Below are 17,713 nucleotides of genomic sequence, written 5' to 3' on the forward strand. Positions count from 1 at the left end.
GGCGGCTTTCCGATGGGAAGGCCGCCCTTTTGATCGGTCGGGCCGTTCAGTCTGACCGGAAACATGCGTGAGACAGGCGCAGTGGAGCTCCTATAGTGAGCGCATGAGCAAAATCGAACGCGCCATCGCCGTGCCCGTGCGGCAGATCGTCCACCCGCTGGAACTGGCGATCGGCGGCGCCATCGCCCTGTCGGGCGCGGCGCTGCTGATCGTCCGGCTGATCATCGCCTTTTGATGGGCGATCCCGCAATATAGAGCCTGACGACTTTATTTTGATCCGTTCGTTTCGAGCGTAGTCGAGAAACGAGGCAGAGCCGAGTTCAGCGAAGCTAAACGCTAGCGCTATATTACCTGCTTCTCGACTACGCTCGAAGCGAACGGAGGTGGTAGGGTTGATCTAATGTCGTTCCGCTCTAGCGGGCCAGTTCTTCCGTTGCGAAGGCGCGGATGTGATCCTTGAGGTCTTCGCGCTCCAGCGAAAGGGCCAGATTGGCTTCGATATAGCCGGCCTTTGACCCGCAGTCGAAGCGGCGGCCATCGAAGGTGACGCCATGGAAAGGCTGCGTGCCGATCATCGCGGCCATTGCGTCGGTCAGCTGGATTTCGCCGCCAGCGCCCTTTTCCTGCGTCGCGAGGATCTTCATCACTTCAGGCTGAAGGATGTAGCGGCCGGGCAGGATCAGGTTGGAGGGCGCGGTGCCGAGCTTGGGCTTTTCGACCAGGCCCTTCACCTCCGTCAGCGCGCCATCGCGCGCGCCTGGATCGATCACGCCATAGCTGGGCGTCTGTTCGATCGGGATTTCGAGCGCACAGACCAGATTGCCGCCGACCTTTTCATAGGCGTCGACCATCTGCTTCATGCAGCCATGGCCCGGTGCGCCCTTCATAAACTCGTCGGGCAGCAGGATGGCGAAGGGTTCGTCGCCGACAATGTCGCGCGCGCACCAGATGGCGTGGCCCAGACCCAGCGATTCCTGCTGGCGCAGGAACACCGCATTGCCCGGATCGAGCCGCGTGCCTTCCAGCGCGGACAGATCCTTGCCGCGTTCGCGCTGCAACGTCTCGCATTCGAACGCCATGTCGAAATAATCTTCGATCGCGCCCTTGCCGCGGCCGGTGACGAAGATGAATTGCTCAATGCCTGCTTCGCGCGCTTCGTCCACGGCATATTGCAGCAGCGGACGATCGACGACGGGCAGCAATTCCTTGGGCACCGCCTTCGTGGCGGGCAGGAAGCGCGTACCGAGTCCCGCGACAGGAAAAACGGCTTTGCGAATCGGTTTGGTCAAGTTGGGTTCCCCTTCACGCTGACGCGACCGGGCTTTGGATTGCCGCACATGCGAAAAAGGTCAAGCGCCGCGAGCGGACTTAGACCGCAAGAAGGCGATTGGCGACCGTTTCCAACGCCTCGATCTCGGTTTCGAGCTGCTCCAACGCAACATGCTGGATATTGTTGCGTCCGTCGCGGCAGGTGAAGCCGCCCGGTTCGGGCTGTTGAAAGCCCTGGATGATGAGCGCGCGGAAGCGATCGATCCGCTGCATGTCGCGCTCTATGCCCGAAATTTCGGTCAGGGCGCTGGCGTTGCGGCGATCGCGCATCGACACCATGGTCCGCAATTCGGTCATCAGCTTGGTCATGGTCGGCCGGGTGCGGGCGCCCACGGTGCGGACATCGCCCATCGCCTCCCGCAGCATCGTAATCTTCGTTTCCAAACTCTGTTCCAACATGGTCCAGGCGCACACCAGCCGCCCCACCGAACAGAGCAGCGCCGCATCCTCCGGCGCATAATCCGAAACCGCCTTCACATTCATGTCAGAAACCAATTGTACGCCCACGACCCATAATCTCCCTTATGCGCCAAGCCTGCACAGTTAACGGCGCGAAAGGCCAGAGTGGAAGGGCGGCGCTCCCCGCAGCCGCAGCACGGACCATCGGCAGCCGTGCAAAATCGGCGGCGAATGGTGGGGCTATTTGGAAATGCGCGGAAGAGCGCATTTTGAAATAATCAAAAGTCGATGGCGATGCCCTTGCGCTCCCAGTCGCCATAGCGGACCGGGCTGAGTTCTTCCTGATAGCGCGAAGGCGCGTCGATCGGGTCGGGGCGGGGCACGGGCGGGCTTTTGGACAGATGGGCGGGCGGCTTCACATGCGCCGGGCGCTTGCCGTTGAAACTTCCCATGACAGCAGCCTTTCAATTGCGGAGCGCGGCACGCACCCCCATATTCGCTTGGAGGCTGCTATCTGGGCCGCAAAGGAGAGCATTGCAAGTGAGCGGGATGAAGACGACCATGTTGCTGGCGGCGCTGACGGCGCTGTTCATGGCGCTGGGCTATACGCTGGGAGGCAGTGGCGGCGCGGTGATCGCGCTGCTGGCGGCGGCGGGCATGAACCTGTTCACCTTTTGGAATGCCGACAAGATCGTGCTGCGCATGCATGACGCGCGCGAAGTGGATGCGCAGAGCGCGCCGGAATTTTACGGGCTGGTGCGCGAACTGGCGCAGCGCGCCGGGCTGCCGATGCCGCGCGTCTACATCATCGATCAGGATGCGCCCAACGCCTTCGCCACCGGGCGCAACCCGGAAAACGCCGCCGTGGCCGCCACCACCGGCCTGCTGGCGATACTGAGCCGCGAGGAAGTGGCCGGCGTGATGGCGCATGAACTGGGCCATGTGAAGAATCGCGACACGCTGATCATGACGATGGTGGCGACGATAGCGGGCGCGATTTCGATGCTGGCCAATTTCGGCCTTTTCTTTCGCGGCGACGACCGGGAGGGGCATGGCAATATGATCGCCAGTCTGCTGGCGGTGATCGTTGCGCCCTTTGCCGCGATGATCGTGCAGATGGCGATCAGCCGCACCCGCGAATATGGCGCGGATCGCGCGGGCGCGGAAATCAGCGGCAATCCCCATGCGCTGGCGTCGGCGCTGGCCAAGATTTCGGGCCGGGCGGAAATGATCCCCAATCCGGTGGCGGAGCGCAATCCGGCGGCGGCGCAACTCTATATCGTGCCGGCCCATGTGAGCGAGCTGTTTTCCACCCATCCGGCGACCGAGAAGCGCATCGCCGCTTTGCAGGATATTGCGGCGGATATGGGTTCGGTCGCCGCGCCGCCGCGCACGGCATGGCAGTCGCCCTCTGCCCTGTCGCCGACAACCACGTCGCCGCCATCCGGCCCGAAGCGCCGCAGCGCGCTCGACCCGCACGGACGCTGATGGTCGACGAGATCGGCGAAGTCGTGGTCGATGTCGCGGGCGTGGTCATTCGTCATGCCGGCGGGCTGGTGATTGACCTGACCGTCGACCATGTCTTTTCCCGGCATACTGCCCGCTTCTTCCATGGCGTGGGCCGCCGGGTGATCGCGGTCGCAACGCTTGGCGGCAAACGCATCCCCACATCGCTGCGCACCGTGCCCAGGGGCGCGCGCGCCCGGCCGCGCCGGTCCGACTGGCTGGCCTTGTGGGTCGGCATCTTCAGCTGGATCGCCCTGTTCCTGGCCATCGGTTTTGGCGTCGCCCATTTTCTTTGAGGGCGAAAGCGCGTAGGGGCCACGCATGCCCCGCCCCCAAAATCGCCGCCCTACCCCTCCCCGTGCCGATGACGTGCCCGGCTTTCCCGCGCGCCGCGCCGCGCTGCGCCTGCTGGACGCGGTGTTGCGCCGGGGCGATCCGCTGGAGCTGGCGCTGCATGGCGCGGCGCAGGGCCTGCCCGCCGCCGACCGGGCGCTCGTGCATGCGATCGCGGCCGAAGTGCTGCGCCACCTGCCCGATCTGGATGCGCTGATCGACGGGGCGACCAAACAGATATTGCCCGATGACGCCAAGGCGCGGATGGTGCTGCGCATCGCGCTGGCGCAGGTGCTGCGGATGGATACGCCGGCCCATGCGGCGATCGCCACCGCGCTGCCGCTGGTCGATGGCGGGCCGCGCAAGCTGGTCCATGGCGTGTTCGGCACGGTGACGCGCAGCGAGCCGGTGCTGCCCGATCCGCCGACTTTGCCCGCCGAGGTCGTGGAGCGCTGGACCGGTCAATGGGGCGAGGCGATGCCGCAGGCGGCGGCGCGCGCCTATGCGGTGCGGCCGCCGGTCGACATCAGCCTGCGCGATGCGGGCGAGACGGCAAAGTGGACAGAGGCATTGCAAGGCGCATCCTTTGCGCCGGGTCATGTCCGCCTGCCTGAAGGCGTGGCCATTCCCGAACTGCCCGGCTTTGCAGAAGGAGCGTGGTGGGTGCAGGATATTGCGGCGTCCTGCGCAGCGCGGTTGCTGGGCGCGGGAGACGGCCGCACGGTGCTGGACCTGTGCGCCGCGCCGGGCGGCAAGACGATGCAGCTGGCAGCGGCTGGCTGGCGCGTCCTGTCGGTCGACCAGTCGAAGAAAAGGCTGGAGCGGCTGAGCGAAAATCTGGCGCGCACCGGCCTGTCGGCTGACGTGATCGCCGCCGACCTGCGCCAGTGGCAACCCGACGGCCCGGTCGACGCGATCCTGCTGGACGCGCCCTGCACCGCGACCGGCATCTATCGCCGCCATCCGGACGTGCTGCACCGCATCGGCCCGCGCCAGATTGCCGAACTGGCCGAATTGCAGGGCGAATTGCTGGCGCGCGCGGCAGGATGGCTGAAGCCGGGCGGGCGTATCGTCTATGCCACCTGTTCGCTGGAGCGGGCCGAAGGCGAAGAGCAGATTGAACGCTTTCTGGCGGACCATCCCGATTTCGCGCTCGCGCCGGCCGATGCAGCGGAATTGCCGGCCGGCATGACGCCCATTGCGCAGGGCTGGCTGCGTTCCTTGCCCAACATGCTGGCCGATCAGGGCGGCGCGGACGGCTTTTTCATCGCGCGGCTTGCAAAGGCGGCGAACTAAGCGTTAACCCTGAAGGGGTTAGATGAAACTCTTCGTCTGAATAAGGTGCCGCGTGCGTCCGATCGAGCCATTGCCCCTGCATCATAGCTGGCCGCTCTATGACCTGCGCACCCATCTGGCCCCGGTGCTGCTGGACGCAGAGATTGCGCGCAGCGACATCGCGCTGGCCGAACGGGGCCTTGGCCTCTGGCATTGCGACCTGACCGACGATAATCGGCTGAGTTGGACCGCGGGCGTTTATGACATGTTCGGGCTGGAGCGCGATTGTCCCGTCGCCCGCCCCCTGTCTGTATCGCTTTACGCCCCGGAATCGCGCGAGCCGATGGAGCGGCTGCGCGCCTATGCCATCAAGCATAAGCGTGGCTTCACGCTGGACGTCGATATTAACCAGGCCGATGGCGGCGGGCGCTGCGCCATGCGGCTGATCGCCGCGCCGATCCTGAACGCCGAAGATGACGTCATTGCATTGCATGGCGTCAAGCAGTTGCTGCCCCATGGCGCGACATCCTCCCCCCGTCTGGACCCGACCATTTTCGTCATGCTTTGAAGGGTTTGGAAGGGGGTATGTCGCACCGCGCGAGCCTCCTCCACAAACAATCGCGACTCGGCGGCAAATGTCCGTTGCCCTGCGCCCCGGCGGTGATTAAGGCGAACGGTCAATGACACGTCCGATCCTCATCTCGCCCTCCATCCTGTCCGCCGACTTTGCCCGTCTGGGCGAGGAGGTTCGCGCCATCGACGCCGCCGGCTGCGACTGGGTGCATATTGACGTCATGGACGGGCATTTCGTGCCCAACATCACGATCGGGCCGAATGTTGTGAAGGCGCTGCGCCCACACACGCAAAAGACGTTCGACGTCCATCTGATGATCTCTCCGGTGGACCTGTATCTGGACGCCTTTGCGCAGGCCGGCGCGGACATCATCACCGTCCATCCCGAAGCCGGGCCGCACATTCACCGCACCGTGCAGCATATCAAGTCACTGGGCGTGAAGGCGGGCGTGGTGCTGAACCCGGGCACCCCGGCCAAGATGCTCGATTATCTGATGGATGATGTCGACCTGATCCTGGTGATGAGCGTCAACCCCGGTTTTGGCGGCCAGAGCTTCATCGAAAACCAGCTGCGCAAGATCGAAGCCATTCGCAAGATGATCGACAAGAGCGGCCGCGACATTCACTTGCAGGTCGATGGCGGCATCGATTTCACCACTGCGCCCAAGGCGATCGCGGCGGGCGCCGACGTGCTGGTCGCCGGCACCGCCACCTTCCGCGGCGGACCCGACGCCTATGCCGACAATATCCGGAAGCTGCGCGGCGGGTGAGCGAGCCACGGCGCATGTCCGTCCGCAAAGACCAGGACCTGCCGCCCGAACCGGGCGAGGATGGCATAGAGCAGGGCAAGCGGCTCATCCGCGTCGCGGATGACAAGGGCCTGTCGCTGACCCAGCGGATCGCCAATCATTTCTACCTGCTCAGCTGGAAGACGCCGATCCACGGCCGCAAGCTGAAGGGCAAATATCCCCTGAAACTGCTGGCCGTGCCCGATGACGAAGTGCCCGGCGACGGGCGCGCCGGCGCAGCGATCCGTGCGGGCTATTTCCTGTTCCGGGGGCAGAAACAGCAAATCGCGCCGCTCGATTTTGCGCGCCTGTCGGTCAGCCCCGCCTTTGCCGATTATCTGCACAGCTTCCGCTGGCTGCGCGACCTTTCCAGCAGCGCCACGCGCGAACAGGGCGCGCCGGTCGCCGAAACGGTGATGCGCAAATGGCTGGAGGCGCATGCCGAAACGCCCAGCGAACCGGCATGGCGCGCCGACAATGCCGGCTGGCGGCTGCTATTCTGGACCGCGCACGCGCCGCTGATCCTGTCTTCGAGCGATCTGGTCTATCGATCGCTGGTGCTCAACTGCATTGCGCGCACCGCCCGTCATCTGGACCGCAGCGCCGACAAGGCGCCCATGGGCCTGCCGCGCATCGTCGCGTGGAGCGCCATTCTGGCCGCCGCGCTGCTGATCCCCGGCGGCGAAGCCCGGCGCGTCTTTGGTGAAGCGGGGCTGAAGCGCGCGATCGACAGCAGTTTCCATGGCGACGGCGGCATCGTATCGCGATCGCCATTGGCGCAGATGGAGGCGATCATGGCGCTGTCCATGCTGCGCGCCGTTTATGATGTGCGGCGCGAAAAGGCGCCCTTCTGCCTGACCGATGCGCTGTCGCGCGCGGTGCCCGCGCTGCTGGGGCTGACCCATGGCGATGGCGGCCTTGGCAACTGGCAGGGCGCGGGCGCGATCCCGCCGCAGATGGTCGACGCGGTCGTGATGGCCAGCCGGGTGCGCACCCGCCCGCTGCGGCAGGCGCGCGACTGGGGTTATCAGCGGATCAGCGCAGGCGGCACGGTGGTGCAGATCGACGCCGCGCCGCCGCCGGTGGCGCGCGTCGCCGAAGCGGGCTGCGCATCGACCGGCGCGATCGAGATCAGCGACGGGCCAATGCGCCTGATCGTCAATTGCGGCGGCGCGGCGCTGGAGGGCGCGTGGGTGCCCGGCGATCTGGCGCAGGGGCTGCGCACCACCGCCGCGCACAGCACGCTGATCCTGAACGACAGCAACTCCACCGCCCTGATGCCCGACGGCACGCTGGGCAAGGGCGTGACCGAAGTCGAGCTGAACCGGCAGGAAAGCGACAATGGCAGCCGCCTGGACCTGTCGCATGACGGCTATGTCCGGCGGCTGGGCTATATCCATCGTCGCCTGCTGCTGGTGAGCGGAGACGGCAAGGAAGTGCGCGGGGAGGACATGCTGACCCCGGCGGAGCGGCGGCGCAAGCCGGGCAAGCAGCCGGTGCAGTTGCGTTTCCATCTGGCGCCGGGCGTGGAGCCGACGCTGACCGCCGACAATCAGGGCGCGCTGCTGCGCATCGACAATGGCGCGCTGTGGCAGTTCCGCACCGGCGCGGGGGTGCTGAGCGTCGAGGACAGCCTGTGGGTCGACGCCAATGGCCACCCCCACCCCGCGCAGCAACTGGTGGTGACGAGCGAGGCGCTGCCCGGCGGATCGAGCATCGGCTGGATCTTCAAGCGGATGGGCTGACGGCGCGCGCATGCGCCGGCCTGACTATCGCGACATGGAAAGACATGCAGAAACGCAGCGCGCGCGGTGCGCAGGGCCGTTGCGCCGCTGAAACGCCCCGCAGCGACGGTCGCTCAAAAAAAACCGGCGAACAACAAGTATTTGGGAAATAAATGGCGGAGAGGGTGGGATTCGAACCCACGGTACCCGTAAAGGCACGCCGCATTTCGAGTGCGGTACATTCGACCACTCTGCCACCTCTCCGCAGAAGGTTCAGCAGGCTGTAAAGGCGCTGCATTCCCGGTCGAGGGGCGGCCATTAGCGAATGAATTCACACTTGCCAAGCGCTCTTTCCGGTATTTTTCTTGTGTACGCGCATAACCACCCTAAATTGGTGCAATGAAAGACACGATTCAGATTTTCGGCGCTGGCGTCAGCGCTCCGCCGATCGTCCATGCCCGCTTCAGTATCGGCGATGTGGTGCAGCATCGCATGTTCGGTTTCCGCGGCGTCGTGTTCGACATCGATCCGGTCTTCGCCAATAGCGAGGAATGGTATGAAGCGATTCCCGAAGGGGCGCGGCCCGACAAGCATCAGCCTTTCTACCATCTGCTCGCGGAAAATGGCGAGTCCAGCTATGTCGCCTATGTCAGCCAGCAGAATCTGGTGGCCGACGACAGCGACGAGCCGGTCGATCACCCCGCCATCACGGGCATGTTCGGCAGCTATGCGGACGGCAAATATCGCCTGCGCCCGCTCCATCGCCATTAAGCGCCCGATCCGGCTGGGCGCAGCGTCGGCCTTATTGCTGGCCTGCGCCGTATCGGTGGGCGTCGGGGCGGCAATGGCTGCGCCGCCGATGCCCGCACAGCCGGTCGTGCCGCTCAACGCCGATCCGGTCTTCCCCTTTTCGAACGAGATAGACGCGTTCGCGCGCGCAAATGCGGCCGGGCCGCCGGTGCGCGACGCCACATTGTTTCTGGGCAGCTCCAGCATCCGCCTGTGGGACATAGCGGGCAGCTTCCATGACATCGGCACGGTCAATCGCGGCTTTGGCGGCGCGACGACGGCGCATGTGCTCCATTATTACAAGCGACTGTTGCCGGCCGTGCCGCCGCGATCGGTGGTCGTCTATGTCGGCGAAAATGATCTGGCGGCCGGCGCCACGCCCGACGCCGTCACGCGCGACATCGTGACGCTGCTCAAGAAGTTGCGCGCCGACTATCCGCGTGCGCCCATCGCCTTTCTGTCGCTGAAACCCAGCCCGATCCGCTGGACGCTGCGCCCCAAGATGGCGCAGGTCAACGCCGCCGTCGCCAGTCGCGCAAAAGCGGACGGCTTCGTCTATCTGGATGTCGGCACCGTGCTGCTGGCGCGCGACGGCCTGCCCGACGCATCGCTCTTTCGCCCGGACGGGCTGCATATGAATGCGCGCGGCTATCAGCGCTGGACCGGCCTTGTCGACGACTGGCTGGACCATGTCGCCCCGCCGCGTCCGGCGGCCGAAAAGGCGTCCTGATCCACTTTCCGATTGATCCACGCTCAAGCAACATTATTACCAGCCGATCAAGACAAGCGAGCCAAGGGGACGAGAAGGTGACAACTCAAAAAGCAGGCGGCCAGCCAATGGCCGAACTGACGCTGCGCGGGGTGATCCTCGGCGCGCTCATCACCCTCGTCTTCACCGCCGCCAACGTCTATCTGGGCCTGAAGATCGGCCTGACCTTTGCGACGTCCATTCCTGCGGCGGTCATCTCCATGGCGGTGCTGCGGCTGTTCGCGACCGGCACGATCCTGGAAAACAACATCGTCCAGACGATCGCGTCGGCGGCGGGCACGCTGTCGGCCATCATCTTCGTGCTGCCGGGGCTGGTCATCATCGGCTGGTGGCAGGGCTTCCCCTATTGGCTGTCCGCCTTCACCATCGCTACCGGCGGCATATTGGGCGTGATGTATTCGGTGCCGCTGCGCCGCGCGCTCGTCACGGGGTCCGACCTGCCCTATCCCGAAGGCGTCGCGGCGGCCGAAGTGCTGAAGGTCGGCGCGGGATCGCGCGAAGGCCTTGAAGAAAATAAGCGCGGCCTGGCCGCCATCGTCGCCAGCGCCGTGGCCGCCGCCAGCTTCTCGATCGTCGCCAAGACGAAGATCCTTGCGGAGGAAGCCGCCACCTTCTTCAAGTTCGGCGCGGGCGCAACGTCGGTGTCGACCAGCTTCTCCATGGCGCTGATCGGCGTTGGCCATCTGGTCGGCCTGTCGGTGGGTGTCGCCATGTTCATCGGCCTGCTGATCAGCTGGACCGGCCTCGTCCCCTATCTCACCGCGCCGCTGCCCGCCGGAGCGGAGCTGTCCGACGTGGTCGGCACCGCCTTCCGCATGAAGGCGCGCTTCATCGGCGCGGGTACGATCGGCGTTGCAGCGATCTGGACCCTGCTCAAGATCCTTGGCCCCATCGTCAGCGGCATCCGCTCTGCGCTGGCGGCCAATGCCACGCGCAAGGCGGGCAATGCCGCCAGCCTCGACATTACCGAGCGCGACCTGCCCATCTCCATCGTCGGCGGCACCATATTGGCCGCCTTGCTGCCGATCGGCATCCTGCTGTGGATCTTTGCGCAGGGCGGGCCGATCGCCGCCAATCCGATCCCGGTGATCGCGCTGACGCTGGCCTATGTGCTGGTCGCCGGCATCGTCATCGCATCGGTCTGCGGCTACATGGCCGGCCTGATCGGCGCGTCCAACAGCCCGATTTCGGGCGTCGGCATCCTTGCCGTGCTGGGTGCGTCGCTGCTGCTGGCCGCCATTTATGGCTCGGGCCATGCCGACCAGTCGCAGACGCAGGCGCTGATCGCCTATGCGCTGTTCACCACCGCGATCGTCTTTGGCATCGCCACCATTTCCAACGACAATCTGCAAGACCTCAAGACCGGCCAGCTGGTCGGCGCGACGCCGTGGAAGCAGCAGGTTGCGCTGGTGCTGGGCGTCATCTTCGGCGCGCTGGTCATCCCGCCGGTGCTGGACCTGCTGAACAGCGCCTTCGGCTTTGCCGGGGCGCCGGGCGCCAAGGCAAGCGCCCTGCCCGCCCCGCAGGCGGCGCTGATTTCCGCGCTGGCCAAGGGCGTGCTGGGCGGCGATCTTGACTGGAATCTGATCGGCATCGGTGCGGGCATCGGTGTCGTCGTGATCGCGATCGACGAGTTTCTGGGCAAGGCCGGGAAGCTGCGCCTGCCGCCGCTGGCCGTGGGCATGGGCATTTATCTGCCGATGGCGCTGACTTTGTTGATCCCGGTCGGCGCGCTGATTGGTCATGTCTATAATCGCTGGGCGCTGCGCCAAAGCAATCCCGAGTTCGCCGAGCGCATGGGCGTGCTGATGGCGACCGGCTTCATTGTAGGCGAAAGCCTGTTCGGCGTGGCCTTCGCCGGCATCGTTGCGGGCACCGACAGCGACGCGCCGCTGGCGCTGGTGGGCGAAAGCCACTGGGCGGTGCCGCTGGCCGTGCTGGTCTTTGCCGGCGTCATTGCAGGCCTCTATGCCAAGCTGAAGAATTGGGCGAGCAGTCCGCTGTCCTGAAAACCCATGTCCTAAAGGGAAGCGGAAAAGCAGCGGCTTTTATGCGTTCCTCCTGCTGGTGAGGGCAGGAGGAACGCTATGTCGGAAAATCAGGATGCCGGCAGCGTCACGCTGAACAGCGAAGCAGCGATCCTTTACTGGACGAATCGCTTCAGCGTCGATCGCGAGGAACTGGAAGAGGCAGTCGATATTGTCGGCGACAGCGTTGAAGCGGTTGCCGCCTATCTCAATATCGATCGCTGACGCCGCCCGGACAGGCGGGCAGCCCGCCCTTCAGTTCTGTGACAAACATGCCTGGCAACTTCATCAAACTGTCACGCTTCTCCAATCAGCATGTAACATAAATCTCCCAATGGGCGGCTCAACCGATCGGCAGGCGGATCATATCGCACTGCCACGGACAGGGAGATTCCACTATGAACCGTCTTTTCCGTGGCGCGAGCCGCGCCGCCATCGTCATTGCGCTCGCCACGCCGGCCGCTGCCCTCGCCGGCACCATCACCGGCACCGTGTCGGACGGCACCGGCACCCGCGCGCTCCAGTCCACCCAGTTGCGCATCGTCGAAAATGGCCGCGTCGCCGAAGCCGGCCGTGACGGCAACTATCGTTTCCCCGATGTCGCGCCGGGCACCTACACGATCGAGGCCCGCTATGTCGGCGCTGATCCGGTCCGCACCACCGTGGTCGTTCCCGCTTCGGGCGACATCGATGCCGACATCCGCATCGGCTCTGACGTCGACAGCTCGATCATCGTCGTCGGTCAGGTCGCCAATCAGGCGTCGACCCTGTCGCGTCAGCGCGCGGCGGACGGCGTCGAAAGCGTCCTGACCCGCGACGCCATCGGCCAGTTCCCCGACCAGAATGTCGCCGAATCGATCCGTCGCCTGCCCGGCGTCAACATTTTGAACGATCAGGGCGAGGGCCGCTTCGTATCGGTGCGCGGCCTTGACCCGGAACTCAACGCCGCATCGGTCAACGGCACCCGCATCCCCGCGCCGGAAAGCGATGTCCGCTCGGTCGCGCTGGACGTCATCCCGTCCGAACTGATCGAATCGATCGAGATCAAGAAGTCGCTGACGCCGGACATGGACGGCGACACCATCGGCGCCTCGATCGAAATCAACACCACCAGCGCCTTCGACCGCAAGAAGGATCTCTATTCGGTCAAGCTGGAAGGCAGCTATAATGAGTTCGCCGACGCGCTGACGCCCAAAGGCAGCTTTGATTTCTCGACCCGGCTGTCCGACCGCTTCGGCATCGCCGGTGGCCTCAGCTATTACAAGCGCAAGTTCGAAAGCGACAATATCGAGGCAGCCGACTGGACCGAAAGCGAAGACGGCGTCGCCTATGCCGAGGAACTCCAGTATCGCGATTATGATGTGGAGCGCAAGCGCATCGGCGGTTCGCTCAGCCTCGACTGGCTGGCGACCGACACGACCAAGCTGTACGCCCGTGGCCTCTACAGCCAGTTCGAGGATCAGGAATATCGCGGCGACGTGATCTTCCAGATGAGCGCAGAGCCGGAATCGGGCGACGCCACCAGCGCGCAATTCTCCGACGAAGACGGCCGCATTCGCGTGCGTCGCCGCATGAAGGATCGTTTCGAAAAGCAGCGTATCAAGTCGCTGACGCTGGGCGGTGAAACCAATACCGGCCCGTGGAAGCTGACCTATGCCGGCAGCTGGTCGGAAGCCAGCGAGCGGGAAAATGGTTCGATCGACCCCACCCGTTTCCAGGCGGACTTCCGCAATGACGGCGTGAATGTCGGCTTCGACTATTCCAACCCGATGAAGCCGGTTTACAGCGTCACCGGCAACACCGAAGCCTTCTATGACGCATCCAACTATGAATTTGACGAGCTGGAGCGCACGACCCTGTCCAATTCCAAGGACCGCGAATATACGGTCAAGGGCGACATCAGCCGCGCCTTCGCCATGGATAGCGGCACCTTCACCGTCCAGACCGGCATGAAGGCGCGCTGGCGCAAGAAGAGCTACGACCTCCAGTCGGACGTCTATGACGGCTATGATGGCGGCTATACGCTGGCCGATGTGCTGGGCGGTCAGACCTACCGCATTCAGGACATTTTGCCGCAGGCGAGCCACACCGGCCCCAGCAACTTCTTCTACGACAATCAGTCCAATTTCGAACTGAACGCCTTTGACACGCTGCTCAATTCGACCACGTCGGACTATTCGGTGACGGAGGACATTCTTTCCAGCTATCTGATGGGGCGCTGGGACAGCGATACGCTGCGCGTCATCACCGGCGTCCGTATGGAGCAGACCCGCAACGACATTCGCGCTTTCCAGACGGTGGCGACCGGCGGCGATGTCGAGGACATCACGATCACGCCGACCCGCTTCATCCGCAACTACACCAACTGGCTGCCCAGCCTGACGGTGCGCTATGAGCCGGTCCGCAACCTCGTCTTCCGCTTCGGCGGCTACAAGAGCCTGGTGCGTCCCAAGCTGTCGAACCTGGCGCCGCGCTTCGACATCAACGAGGACCGCGAAGCCACGCTCGGCAACCCGAACCTCAAGCCCTATAGCGCCTGGAACATGGATGCGTCGGCCGAATGGTATTTCGGCACCAATGCGGCGCTGACTGGCGGCTTTTTCTGGAAGTCGATCAAGGATTTCGTGGTCGAACAGACGATCGAGCAGAAGGGCGTCATCTATGGCGTCAACTATGATCAGCTGACCACCTACATCAATGGCGATACGGCGAAGATCAAGGGCTTCGAACTGTCCTACAGCCAGGTCATGAGCTTCCTGCCCGCGCCGTTCGATGGGCTGCTGGTCAACGCCAACTATACCTATACCGACGCCAAGGGCACGGTGCTGACGGATGGCGACATCGCCGATCCGCGCACCATTCCGCTGGCGTCGTCGTCCAAGAACACGTTCAACATCGTGCTGGGGTACGAAAAGGGTCCGATCTCGCTGCGGGCGGCGGGCACCTATCGCGACAAATATCTGGACGAACTGGGCGGCAAGGCGGAGGACGACCGCTATGTCGACAATCATTTCCAGCTCGACCTGAGCGCCAAATATCGCGTCGCGCCGGGCGTGCGGGTCTTTGCCGAATGGATCAACGTCGGCAACGAACCCTATTTTGCCTATCAGAATTATGCTGGGGGCAAGCGCCTGCTCCAGTTCGAGGAATATAACTGGACGGCCAAGTTCGGCGTCACCGCCAGCTTCTGATCCATCCCCGTTCCCCTGCTTGCCGGTCGCGCCCCTAGCGCGGCCGGCAAGTCCCGTTTTCAAAAGGGCTTGTCCATGCCTCTGCCTTTTCGCTCTTGCTTCATCCCTGGCCTCGCCGGCCTGACCCTTGCCGCCTGCACGACCGCCGAAACGGAAGTGCCGGTCGAAGTCCGCATCGCCAATGCGACCCCGGCCGTGACCGTCACCGCGCGCGGCGAAACCACGCCGGTCGGCACGCCCAATGCTGATGCAGCGGACGATCCGGCGATCTGGCGCAATGCCGCCAACCCGGCTGCCAGCCTGATCGTCGGCACTGACAAGAAAGCCGGGCTTTACGTCTATGGTCTGGACGGCAAGACCCGCGATTTCCTCGACGCGGGGCGGGTCAATAATGTCGACCTGCGCGATGGCGTGGCGATCAATGGCCAGAACGGCATTCTGGTCGTCGCCAGCGACCGCAATGACGTGGCGAACGCCAAGCTGGCGCTGTTCCGCCTCGACAGCGCGACGGCGAAGCTGACCGCTCTGGGCAAGGTCGATGCCGGCGCGGGCGAAGCCTATGGCGTGTGCATGTATAAAGCGCAGGAGGCGACCTACGCCTTCATCGTGCTGAAGGACGGCACGATCCATCAGGTCGCGCTCGACGCATCTGGCGCGACGCCGACCGGCCGAATCGTGCGTAGCATGAAGCTGGGCACGCAATCGGAAGGCTGCGCGGTGGATGACCGCACCGGCATTCTCTATGTCGCGGAGGAAGATGTCGGCCTGTGGCGGTTTGACGCGCGCGCGACCGGATCGACCGCCCCCACGAAGATCGCAGCGGCCGACAGCAAGAATCTGGTGATGGATGCCGAAGGCGTGGCGATCGCGCCGATCGGCGAGAAGGATGGCTATGTCCTCGTCTCCAGTCAGGGCGACAATGCCTATGTCGTCTATAATATGCGTGACGACAGCTATGTCGGCCGTTTCCGCGTGGTGAATGGCGCCATCGGCGGGTCGGAGGAAACCGACGGCATCGAGTTGATGCTGGGCGATTTCGGCCCCGCCTATCCCGGCGGGCTGTTCATCGCGCAGGATGGCCATAATGCGGCGGCGGCGCAGAATTTCAAGCTGGTCGCCTGGGACGACATTATCAAGGCGCTCGGCCTGCCGCGCTGACGGTTGAAAGCGTCCCTTTCGACCAAGGATCGATTGCGCTCTCCCCGCCTGCGGGCGACAAGGCTGGAAACAGTCCGGGAGAGCGCATGACCAGCCAGCACCTCTATCATGCCCGCAGGATGACGGCGGATCAGGCGGTTGCCCTGATTCCCGATGGCGCGAAGATCGCCACTGGCCTTGCCGTCAGCTTCCCGCCAGCCTTGGCCGCAGCCTTGGCGGACCGGGTTCGTGCAGGCGGGCTGCGGGACGCCAGCATCTATACGATGCTGCCGCCCGCACCATCGGCCGCGCCGATCCTGTCCCCTGATCTTGCCGACCGCATCCGGCAGGTCAGCCTGTTCCATGGCGGCATCGAGCGCGCAGCCGATGCGGCGCGGGGCGACGGCCCCAGCCCTAGCCCCAGCATCGATCTGCTGCCGGTCCAGTTCCACCAGATACCCCGCACGCTGACCGATCATATCGGTGTCGACAGCTTCATCACCACTGTTTCGCCGATGGACGCCAATGGCTGCTTCAGCCTGGGCACGGACGCCGATTATGCGCTGGCCGTCGCGCGCAGCGGCGCCCGGCTGATCGTGGAGGTCAACCCGGCTATGCCCTATGTCCATGGCGACTGCATGATCCATGTGTCCGACGTCACGGCGCTCATCGAAAATCATGTTTCGCTCTGTCAGGTGCCTGCATTGCCCCGCAACGCCACCGACGATGCGATCGGGGCGATCATCGCGAACATGGTGGAGGATGGCGCCTGCCTGCAAATGGGGATCGGCGCGGTGCCCGATGCGGTCTGCGCCGCGCTGATGGGGCACAGGCATCTGGGCATCCACACCGAATTGCTGACCCCCGGCCTCGTCAGCCTGATCCAGGCGGGCGTGGTCGACAACAGCGCGAAGGCGCTGCATCCGGGCCAGTCGGTCTTCACCTTCGCCATGGGGGATCAGCCGCTTTATGATTTCATCCACGACAATCCCGCCGTCGCCGCCCATCCGGTCGACTATGTAAATGCGCCGCAAATCATCGCGCAGAATGACCGGGTGCTGTCCGTCAATGCGACCATCCAGATGGACCTGAGCGGCGCCTGCAATTCGGAACATGTGAACGGTCGCCAATATAGCGGCACCGGCGGGCAGCTGGATTTCGTGCGCGGCGCCTATGCGTCGAAAGGCGGCCGGTCGATCATCGCCTGCCATTCCACCGCGGCGAAGGGCAAGGTGTCGCGCATCGTCCCCTGGCTGGACGGGCCGGTGACGACCCCGCGCACCGACACGCATATCGTCGTCACCGAATTTGGCTGGGCCGACATGAAGGGCAAATCGCTGGCCGAACGCGCCCGCGCCCTCATCGCCATCGCCCATCCCGATTTTTGCGAAGGGCTGGAGCGCGCCGCGCATGAACGGCGCATAATGATGTGATTATCGCGCCTTGATCGCCGCCAGTGCAGCCAGTGTCGACGCTGTCAGCGGCTGCGGCAGGGCGTCCAGCGCGAACCAGCCGCAGCCCGCCAGCGCCTCCGGCTCCCGGACCTTGGGTTCACCCTGCGCATCCTCGACCAGATAGACCGGCGCGACCCAGTGCGTGCCGCGCGCTTCATCGATCTGGTCGGTCAGGCACAACAGGTCACGCGCTGCGATCTTCAGGCCCAGTTCCTCGAAAATCTCGCGCTCGGCTGCCGCCGCCATGGTTTCGAACAGGTCGACCTTGCCACCCGGCAGACCCCAATGGCCAGCTTCCGGTTCGCGCCGCCGCTGGACCAGCAGCAATTTGCCCTCGCGCAGGATGGCTGCGCCGCATCCGACCCGTGGTTCCGTTTGATTCATGCTTTCCCCACAGGAAAAGGGCGGCGGATCGTGCC

Annotated in this window: 18 protein-coding genes and 1 tRNA gene; 14 read left to right on the top strand and 5 right to left on the bottom strand. The window is 64.6% G+C overall.

Annotation, left to right across the window (positions count from 1 at the left end; genetic code table 11):
- Positions 1–103 precede the first annotated feature (103 nt).
- Entirely contained in the window at positions 104–235 is a 132-nt protein-coding gene (locus ACFOKF_RS17630; protein WP_380797311.1) for a hypothetical protein, read from the top strand.
- Positions 236–413: 178 nt separating this feature from the next.
- Here ACFOKF_RS17630 and ACFOKF_RS17635 read toward each other — a convergent pair whose 3' ends face one another.
- From ACFOKF_RS17635 to ACFOKF_RS17645, 3 genes are all read right to left on the bottom strand, one after another.
- Positions 414–1,289: a UTP--glucose-1-phosphate uridylyltransferase gene (locus ACFOKF_RS17635; RefSeq protein WP_380797312.1), complete on the bottom strand. Its 876-nt coding sequence runs from the start codon at positions 1,287–1,289 to the stop codon at positions 414–416.
- Positions 1,290–1,368: 79 nt separating this feature from the next.
- Positions 1,369–1,812: a hypothetical protein gene (locus ACFOKF_RS17640; protein ID WP_380797866.1), complete on the bottom strand. Its 444-nt coding sequence runs from the start codon at positions 1,810–1,812 to the stop codon at positions 1,369–1,371.
- Between the two features lie 194 nt (positions 1,813–2,006).
- Positions 2,007–2,180 carry a DUF1674 domain-containing protein gene (locus tag ACFOKF_RS17645; protein WP_380797313.1) on the bottom strand — a complete coding sequence of 58 codons (174 nt, stop codon included), beginning with the start codon at positions 2,178–2,180 and terminating at the stop codon, positions 2,007–2,009.
- A gap of 97 nt (positions 2,181–2,277) precedes the next feature.
- Between ACFOKF_RS17645 and htpX the strand changes: the two genes are divergently transcribed.
- The 6 genes from htpX to ACFOKF_RS17675 all read left to right on the top strand — a co-directional run bounded on the left by htpX (position 2,278) and on the right by ACFOKF_RS17675 (position 7,948).
- A complete protein-coding gene (gene htpX / locus ACFOKF_RS17650; RefSeq protein ID WP_380797867.1) occupies positions 2,278–3,216 on the top strand; it encodes a zinc metalloprotease HtpX in 939 nt (312 codons plus the stop codon).
- On the top strand, positions 3,216–3,530 hold the full coding sequence (locus ACFOKF_RS17655; protein ID WP_380797315.1) for a hypothetical protein: 315 nt from the start codon (positions 3,216–3,218) through the stop codon (positions 3,528–3,530). Before htpX ends, ACFOKF_RS17655 begins: the two co-directional genes overlap by 1 nt.
- Before the next feature lie 25 nt (positions 3,531–3,555).
- On the top strand, positions 3,556–4,863 hold the full coding sequence (locus tag ACFOKF_RS17660; protein ID WP_380797316.1) for an RsmB/NOP family class I SAM-dependent RNA methyltransferase: 1,308 nt from the start codon (positions 3,556–3,558) through the stop codon (positions 4,861–4,863).
- 52 nt (positions 4,864–4,915) lie between these two features.
- Entirely contained in the window at positions 4,916–5,410 is a 495-nt protein-coding gene (locus ACFOKF_RS17665) for a diguanylate cyclase (protein WP_380797318.1), read from the top strand.
- Between the two features lie 112 nt (positions 5,411–5,522).
- Positions 5,523–6,185, top strand: coding sequence for a ribulose-phosphate 3-epimerase (gene rpe / locus ACFOKF_RS17670; RefSeq protein ID WP_298399893.1), 663 nt, complete (start codon positions 5,523–5,525; stop codon positions 6,183–6,185).
- Between the two features lie 14 nt (positions 6,186–6,199).
- Positions 6,200–7,948, top strand: a complete 1,749-nt coding sequence (locus ACFOKF_RS17675) for a heparinase II/III family protein (protein ID WP_380797319.1) — start codon at positions 6,200–6,202, stop codon at positions 7,946–7,948.
- A 153-nt stretch (positions 7,949–8,101) separates the two neighbouring features.
- Here the strand turns inward: ACFOKF_RS17675 and ACFOKF_RS17680 are convergent.
- Positions 8,102–8,191, bottom strand: a tRNA-Ser gene (locus tag ACFOKF_RS17680).
- Positions 8,192–8,326: 135 nt separating this feature from the next.
- Between ACFOKF_RS17680 and hspQ the strand changes: the two genes are divergently transcribed.
- The 7 genes from hspQ to ACFOKF_RS17715 all read left to right on the top strand — a co-directional run bounded on the left by hspQ (position 8,327) and on the right by ACFOKF_RS17715 (position 17,273).
- Positions 8,327–8,698 (top strand): heat shock protein HspQ, encoded by a 372-nt coding sequence (gene hspQ, locus ACFOKF_RS17685; protein WP_380797321.1) that lies wholly within the window; start codon positions 8,327–8,329, stop codon positions 8,696–8,698.
- Positions 8,655–9,446, top strand: coding sequence for a GDSL-type esterase/lipase family protein (locus ACFOKF_RS17690; RefSeq protein WP_380797323.1), 792 nt, complete (start codon positions 8,655–8,657; stop codon positions 9,444–9,446). The genes hspQ and ACFOKF_RS17690 overlap by 44 nt, the downstream gene beginning before the upstream one ends.
- 107 nt (positions 9,447–9,553) lie before the next feature.
- Positions 9,554–11,494: an OPT family oligopeptide transporter gene (locus ACFOKF_RS17695; protein WP_380797868.1), complete on the top strand. Its 1,941-nt coding sequence runs from the start codon at positions 9,554–9,556 to the stop codon at positions 11,492–11,494.
- 78 nt (positions 11,495–11,572) lie between these two features.
- Positions 11,573–11,737 carry a DUF3606 domain-containing protein gene (locus tag ACFOKF_RS17700; protein ID WP_380797325.1) on the top strand — a complete coding sequence of 55 codons (165 nt, stop codon included), beginning with the start codon at positions 11,573–11,575 and terminating at the stop codon, positions 11,735–11,737.
- 173 nt (positions 11,738–11,910) lie between these two features.
- Complete coding sequence (locus tag ACFOKF_RS17705; RefSeq protein ID WP_380797326.1) at positions 11,911–14,703, top strand: TonB-dependent receptor; 2,793 nt, start codon at positions 11,911–11,913, stop codon at positions 14,701–14,703.
- A 75-nt stretch (positions 14,704–14,778) separates the two neighbouring features.
- The gene (locus ACFOKF_RS17710) at positions 14,779–15,861 is read left to right on the top strand and encodes a phytase (protein ID WP_380797327.1); all 1,083 of its coding nucleotides are present in this window, start codon (positions 14,779–14,781) and stop codon (positions 15,859–15,861) included.
- A gap of 86 nt (positions 15,862–15,947) precedes the next feature.
- Positions 15,948–17,273, top strand: a complete 1,326-nt coding sequence (locus tag ACFOKF_RS17715; protein WP_380797328.1) for an acetyl-CoA hydrolase/transferase family protein — start codon at positions 15,948–15,950, stop codon at positions 17,271–17,273.
- Here ACFOKF_RS17715 and ACFOKF_RS17720 read toward each other — a convergent pair whose 3' ends face one another.
- Positions 17,274–17,678, bottom strand: coding sequence for an NUDIX domain-containing protein (locus ACFOKF_RS17720; RefSeq protein WP_380797329.1), 405 nt, complete (start codon positions 17,676–17,678; stop codon positions 17,274–17,276).
- Between the last annotated feature and the right edge of the window lie 35 nt (positions 17,679–17,713).

Origin of the sequence: Sphingobium rhizovicinum, from assembly GCF_042647625.1 — a bacterium.
Lineage (GTDB): Bacteria > Pseudomonadota > Alphaproteobacteria > Sphingomonadales > Sphingomonadaceae > Sphingobium > Sphingobium rhizovicinum.

What these genes read in the sequence shown, in the direction of transcription:
- ACFOKF_RS17630 (WP_380797311.1), top strand. Translation starts at nt 104, where the DNA reads ATGAGCAAAATCGAACGCGCCATCGCCGTGCCCGTGCGGCAGATCGTC.
- ACFOKF_RS17640 (WP_380797866.1), bottom strand. Translation starts at nt 1,812, where the DNA reads ATGAATGTGAAGGCGGTTTCGGATTATGCGCCGGAGGATGCGGCGCTG.
- ACFOKF_RS17645 (WP_380797313.1), bottom strand. Translation starts at nt 2,180, where the DNA reads ATGGGAAGTTTCAACGGCAAGCGCCCGGCGCATGTGAAGCCGCCCGCC.
- htpX (WP_380797867.1), top strand. Translation starts at nt 2,278, where the DNA reads ATGAAGACGACCATGTTGCTGGCGGCGCTGACGGCGCTGTTCATGGCG.
- ACFOKF_RS17655 (WP_380797315.1), top strand. Translation starts at nt 3,216, where the DNA reads ATGGTCGACGAGATCGGCGAAGTCGTGGTCGATGTCGCGGGCGTGGTC.
- ACFOKF_RS17660 (WP_380797316.1), top strand. Translation starts at nt 3,556, where the DNA reads ATGCCCCGCCCCCAAAATCGCCGCCCTACCCCTCCCCGTGCCGATGAC.
- rpe (WP_298399893.1), top strand. Translation starts at nt 5,523, where the DNA reads ATGACACGTCCGATCCTCATCTCGCCCTCCATCCTGTCCGCCGACTTT.
- ACFOKF_RS17675 (WP_380797319.1), top strand. Translation starts at nt 6,200, where the DNA reads ATGTCCGTCCGCAAAGACCAGGACCTGCCGCCCGAACCGGGCGAGGAT.
- hspQ (WP_380797321.1), top strand. Translation starts at nt 8,327, where the DNA reads ATGAAAGACACGATTCAGATTTTCGGCGCTGGCGTCAGCGCTCCGCCG.
- ACFOKF_RS17690 (WP_380797323.1), top strand. Translation starts at nt 8,655, where the DNA reads ATGCGGACGGCAAATATCGCCTGCGCCCGCTCCATCGCCATTAAGCGC.
- ACFOKF_RS17695 (WP_380797868.1), top strand. Translation starts at nt 9,554, where the DNA reads ATGGCCGAACTGACGCTGCGCGGGGTGATCCTCGGCGCGCTCATCACC.
- ACFOKF_RS17700 (WP_380797325.1), top strand. Translation starts at nt 11,573, where the DNA reads ATGTCGGAAAATCAGGATGCCGGCAGCGTCACGCTGAACAGCGAAGCA.
- ACFOKF_RS17705 (WP_380797326.1), top strand. Translation starts at nt 11,911, where the DNA reads ATGAACCGTCTTTTCCGTGGCGCGAGCCGCGCCGCCATCGTCATTGCG.
- ACFOKF_RS17710 (WP_380797327.1), top strand. Translation starts at nt 14,779, where the DNA reads ATGCCTCTGCCTTTTCGCTCTTGCTTCATCCCTGGCCTCGCCGGCCTG.
- ACFOKF_RS17715 (WP_380797328.1), top strand. Translation starts at nt 15,948, where the DNA reads ATGACCAGCCAGCACCTCTATCATGCCCGCAGGATGACGGCGGATCAG.
- ACFOKF_RS17720 (WP_380797329.1), bottom strand. Translation starts at nt 17,678, where the DNA reads ATGAATCAAACGGAACCACGGGTCGGATGCGGCGCAGCCATCCTGCGC.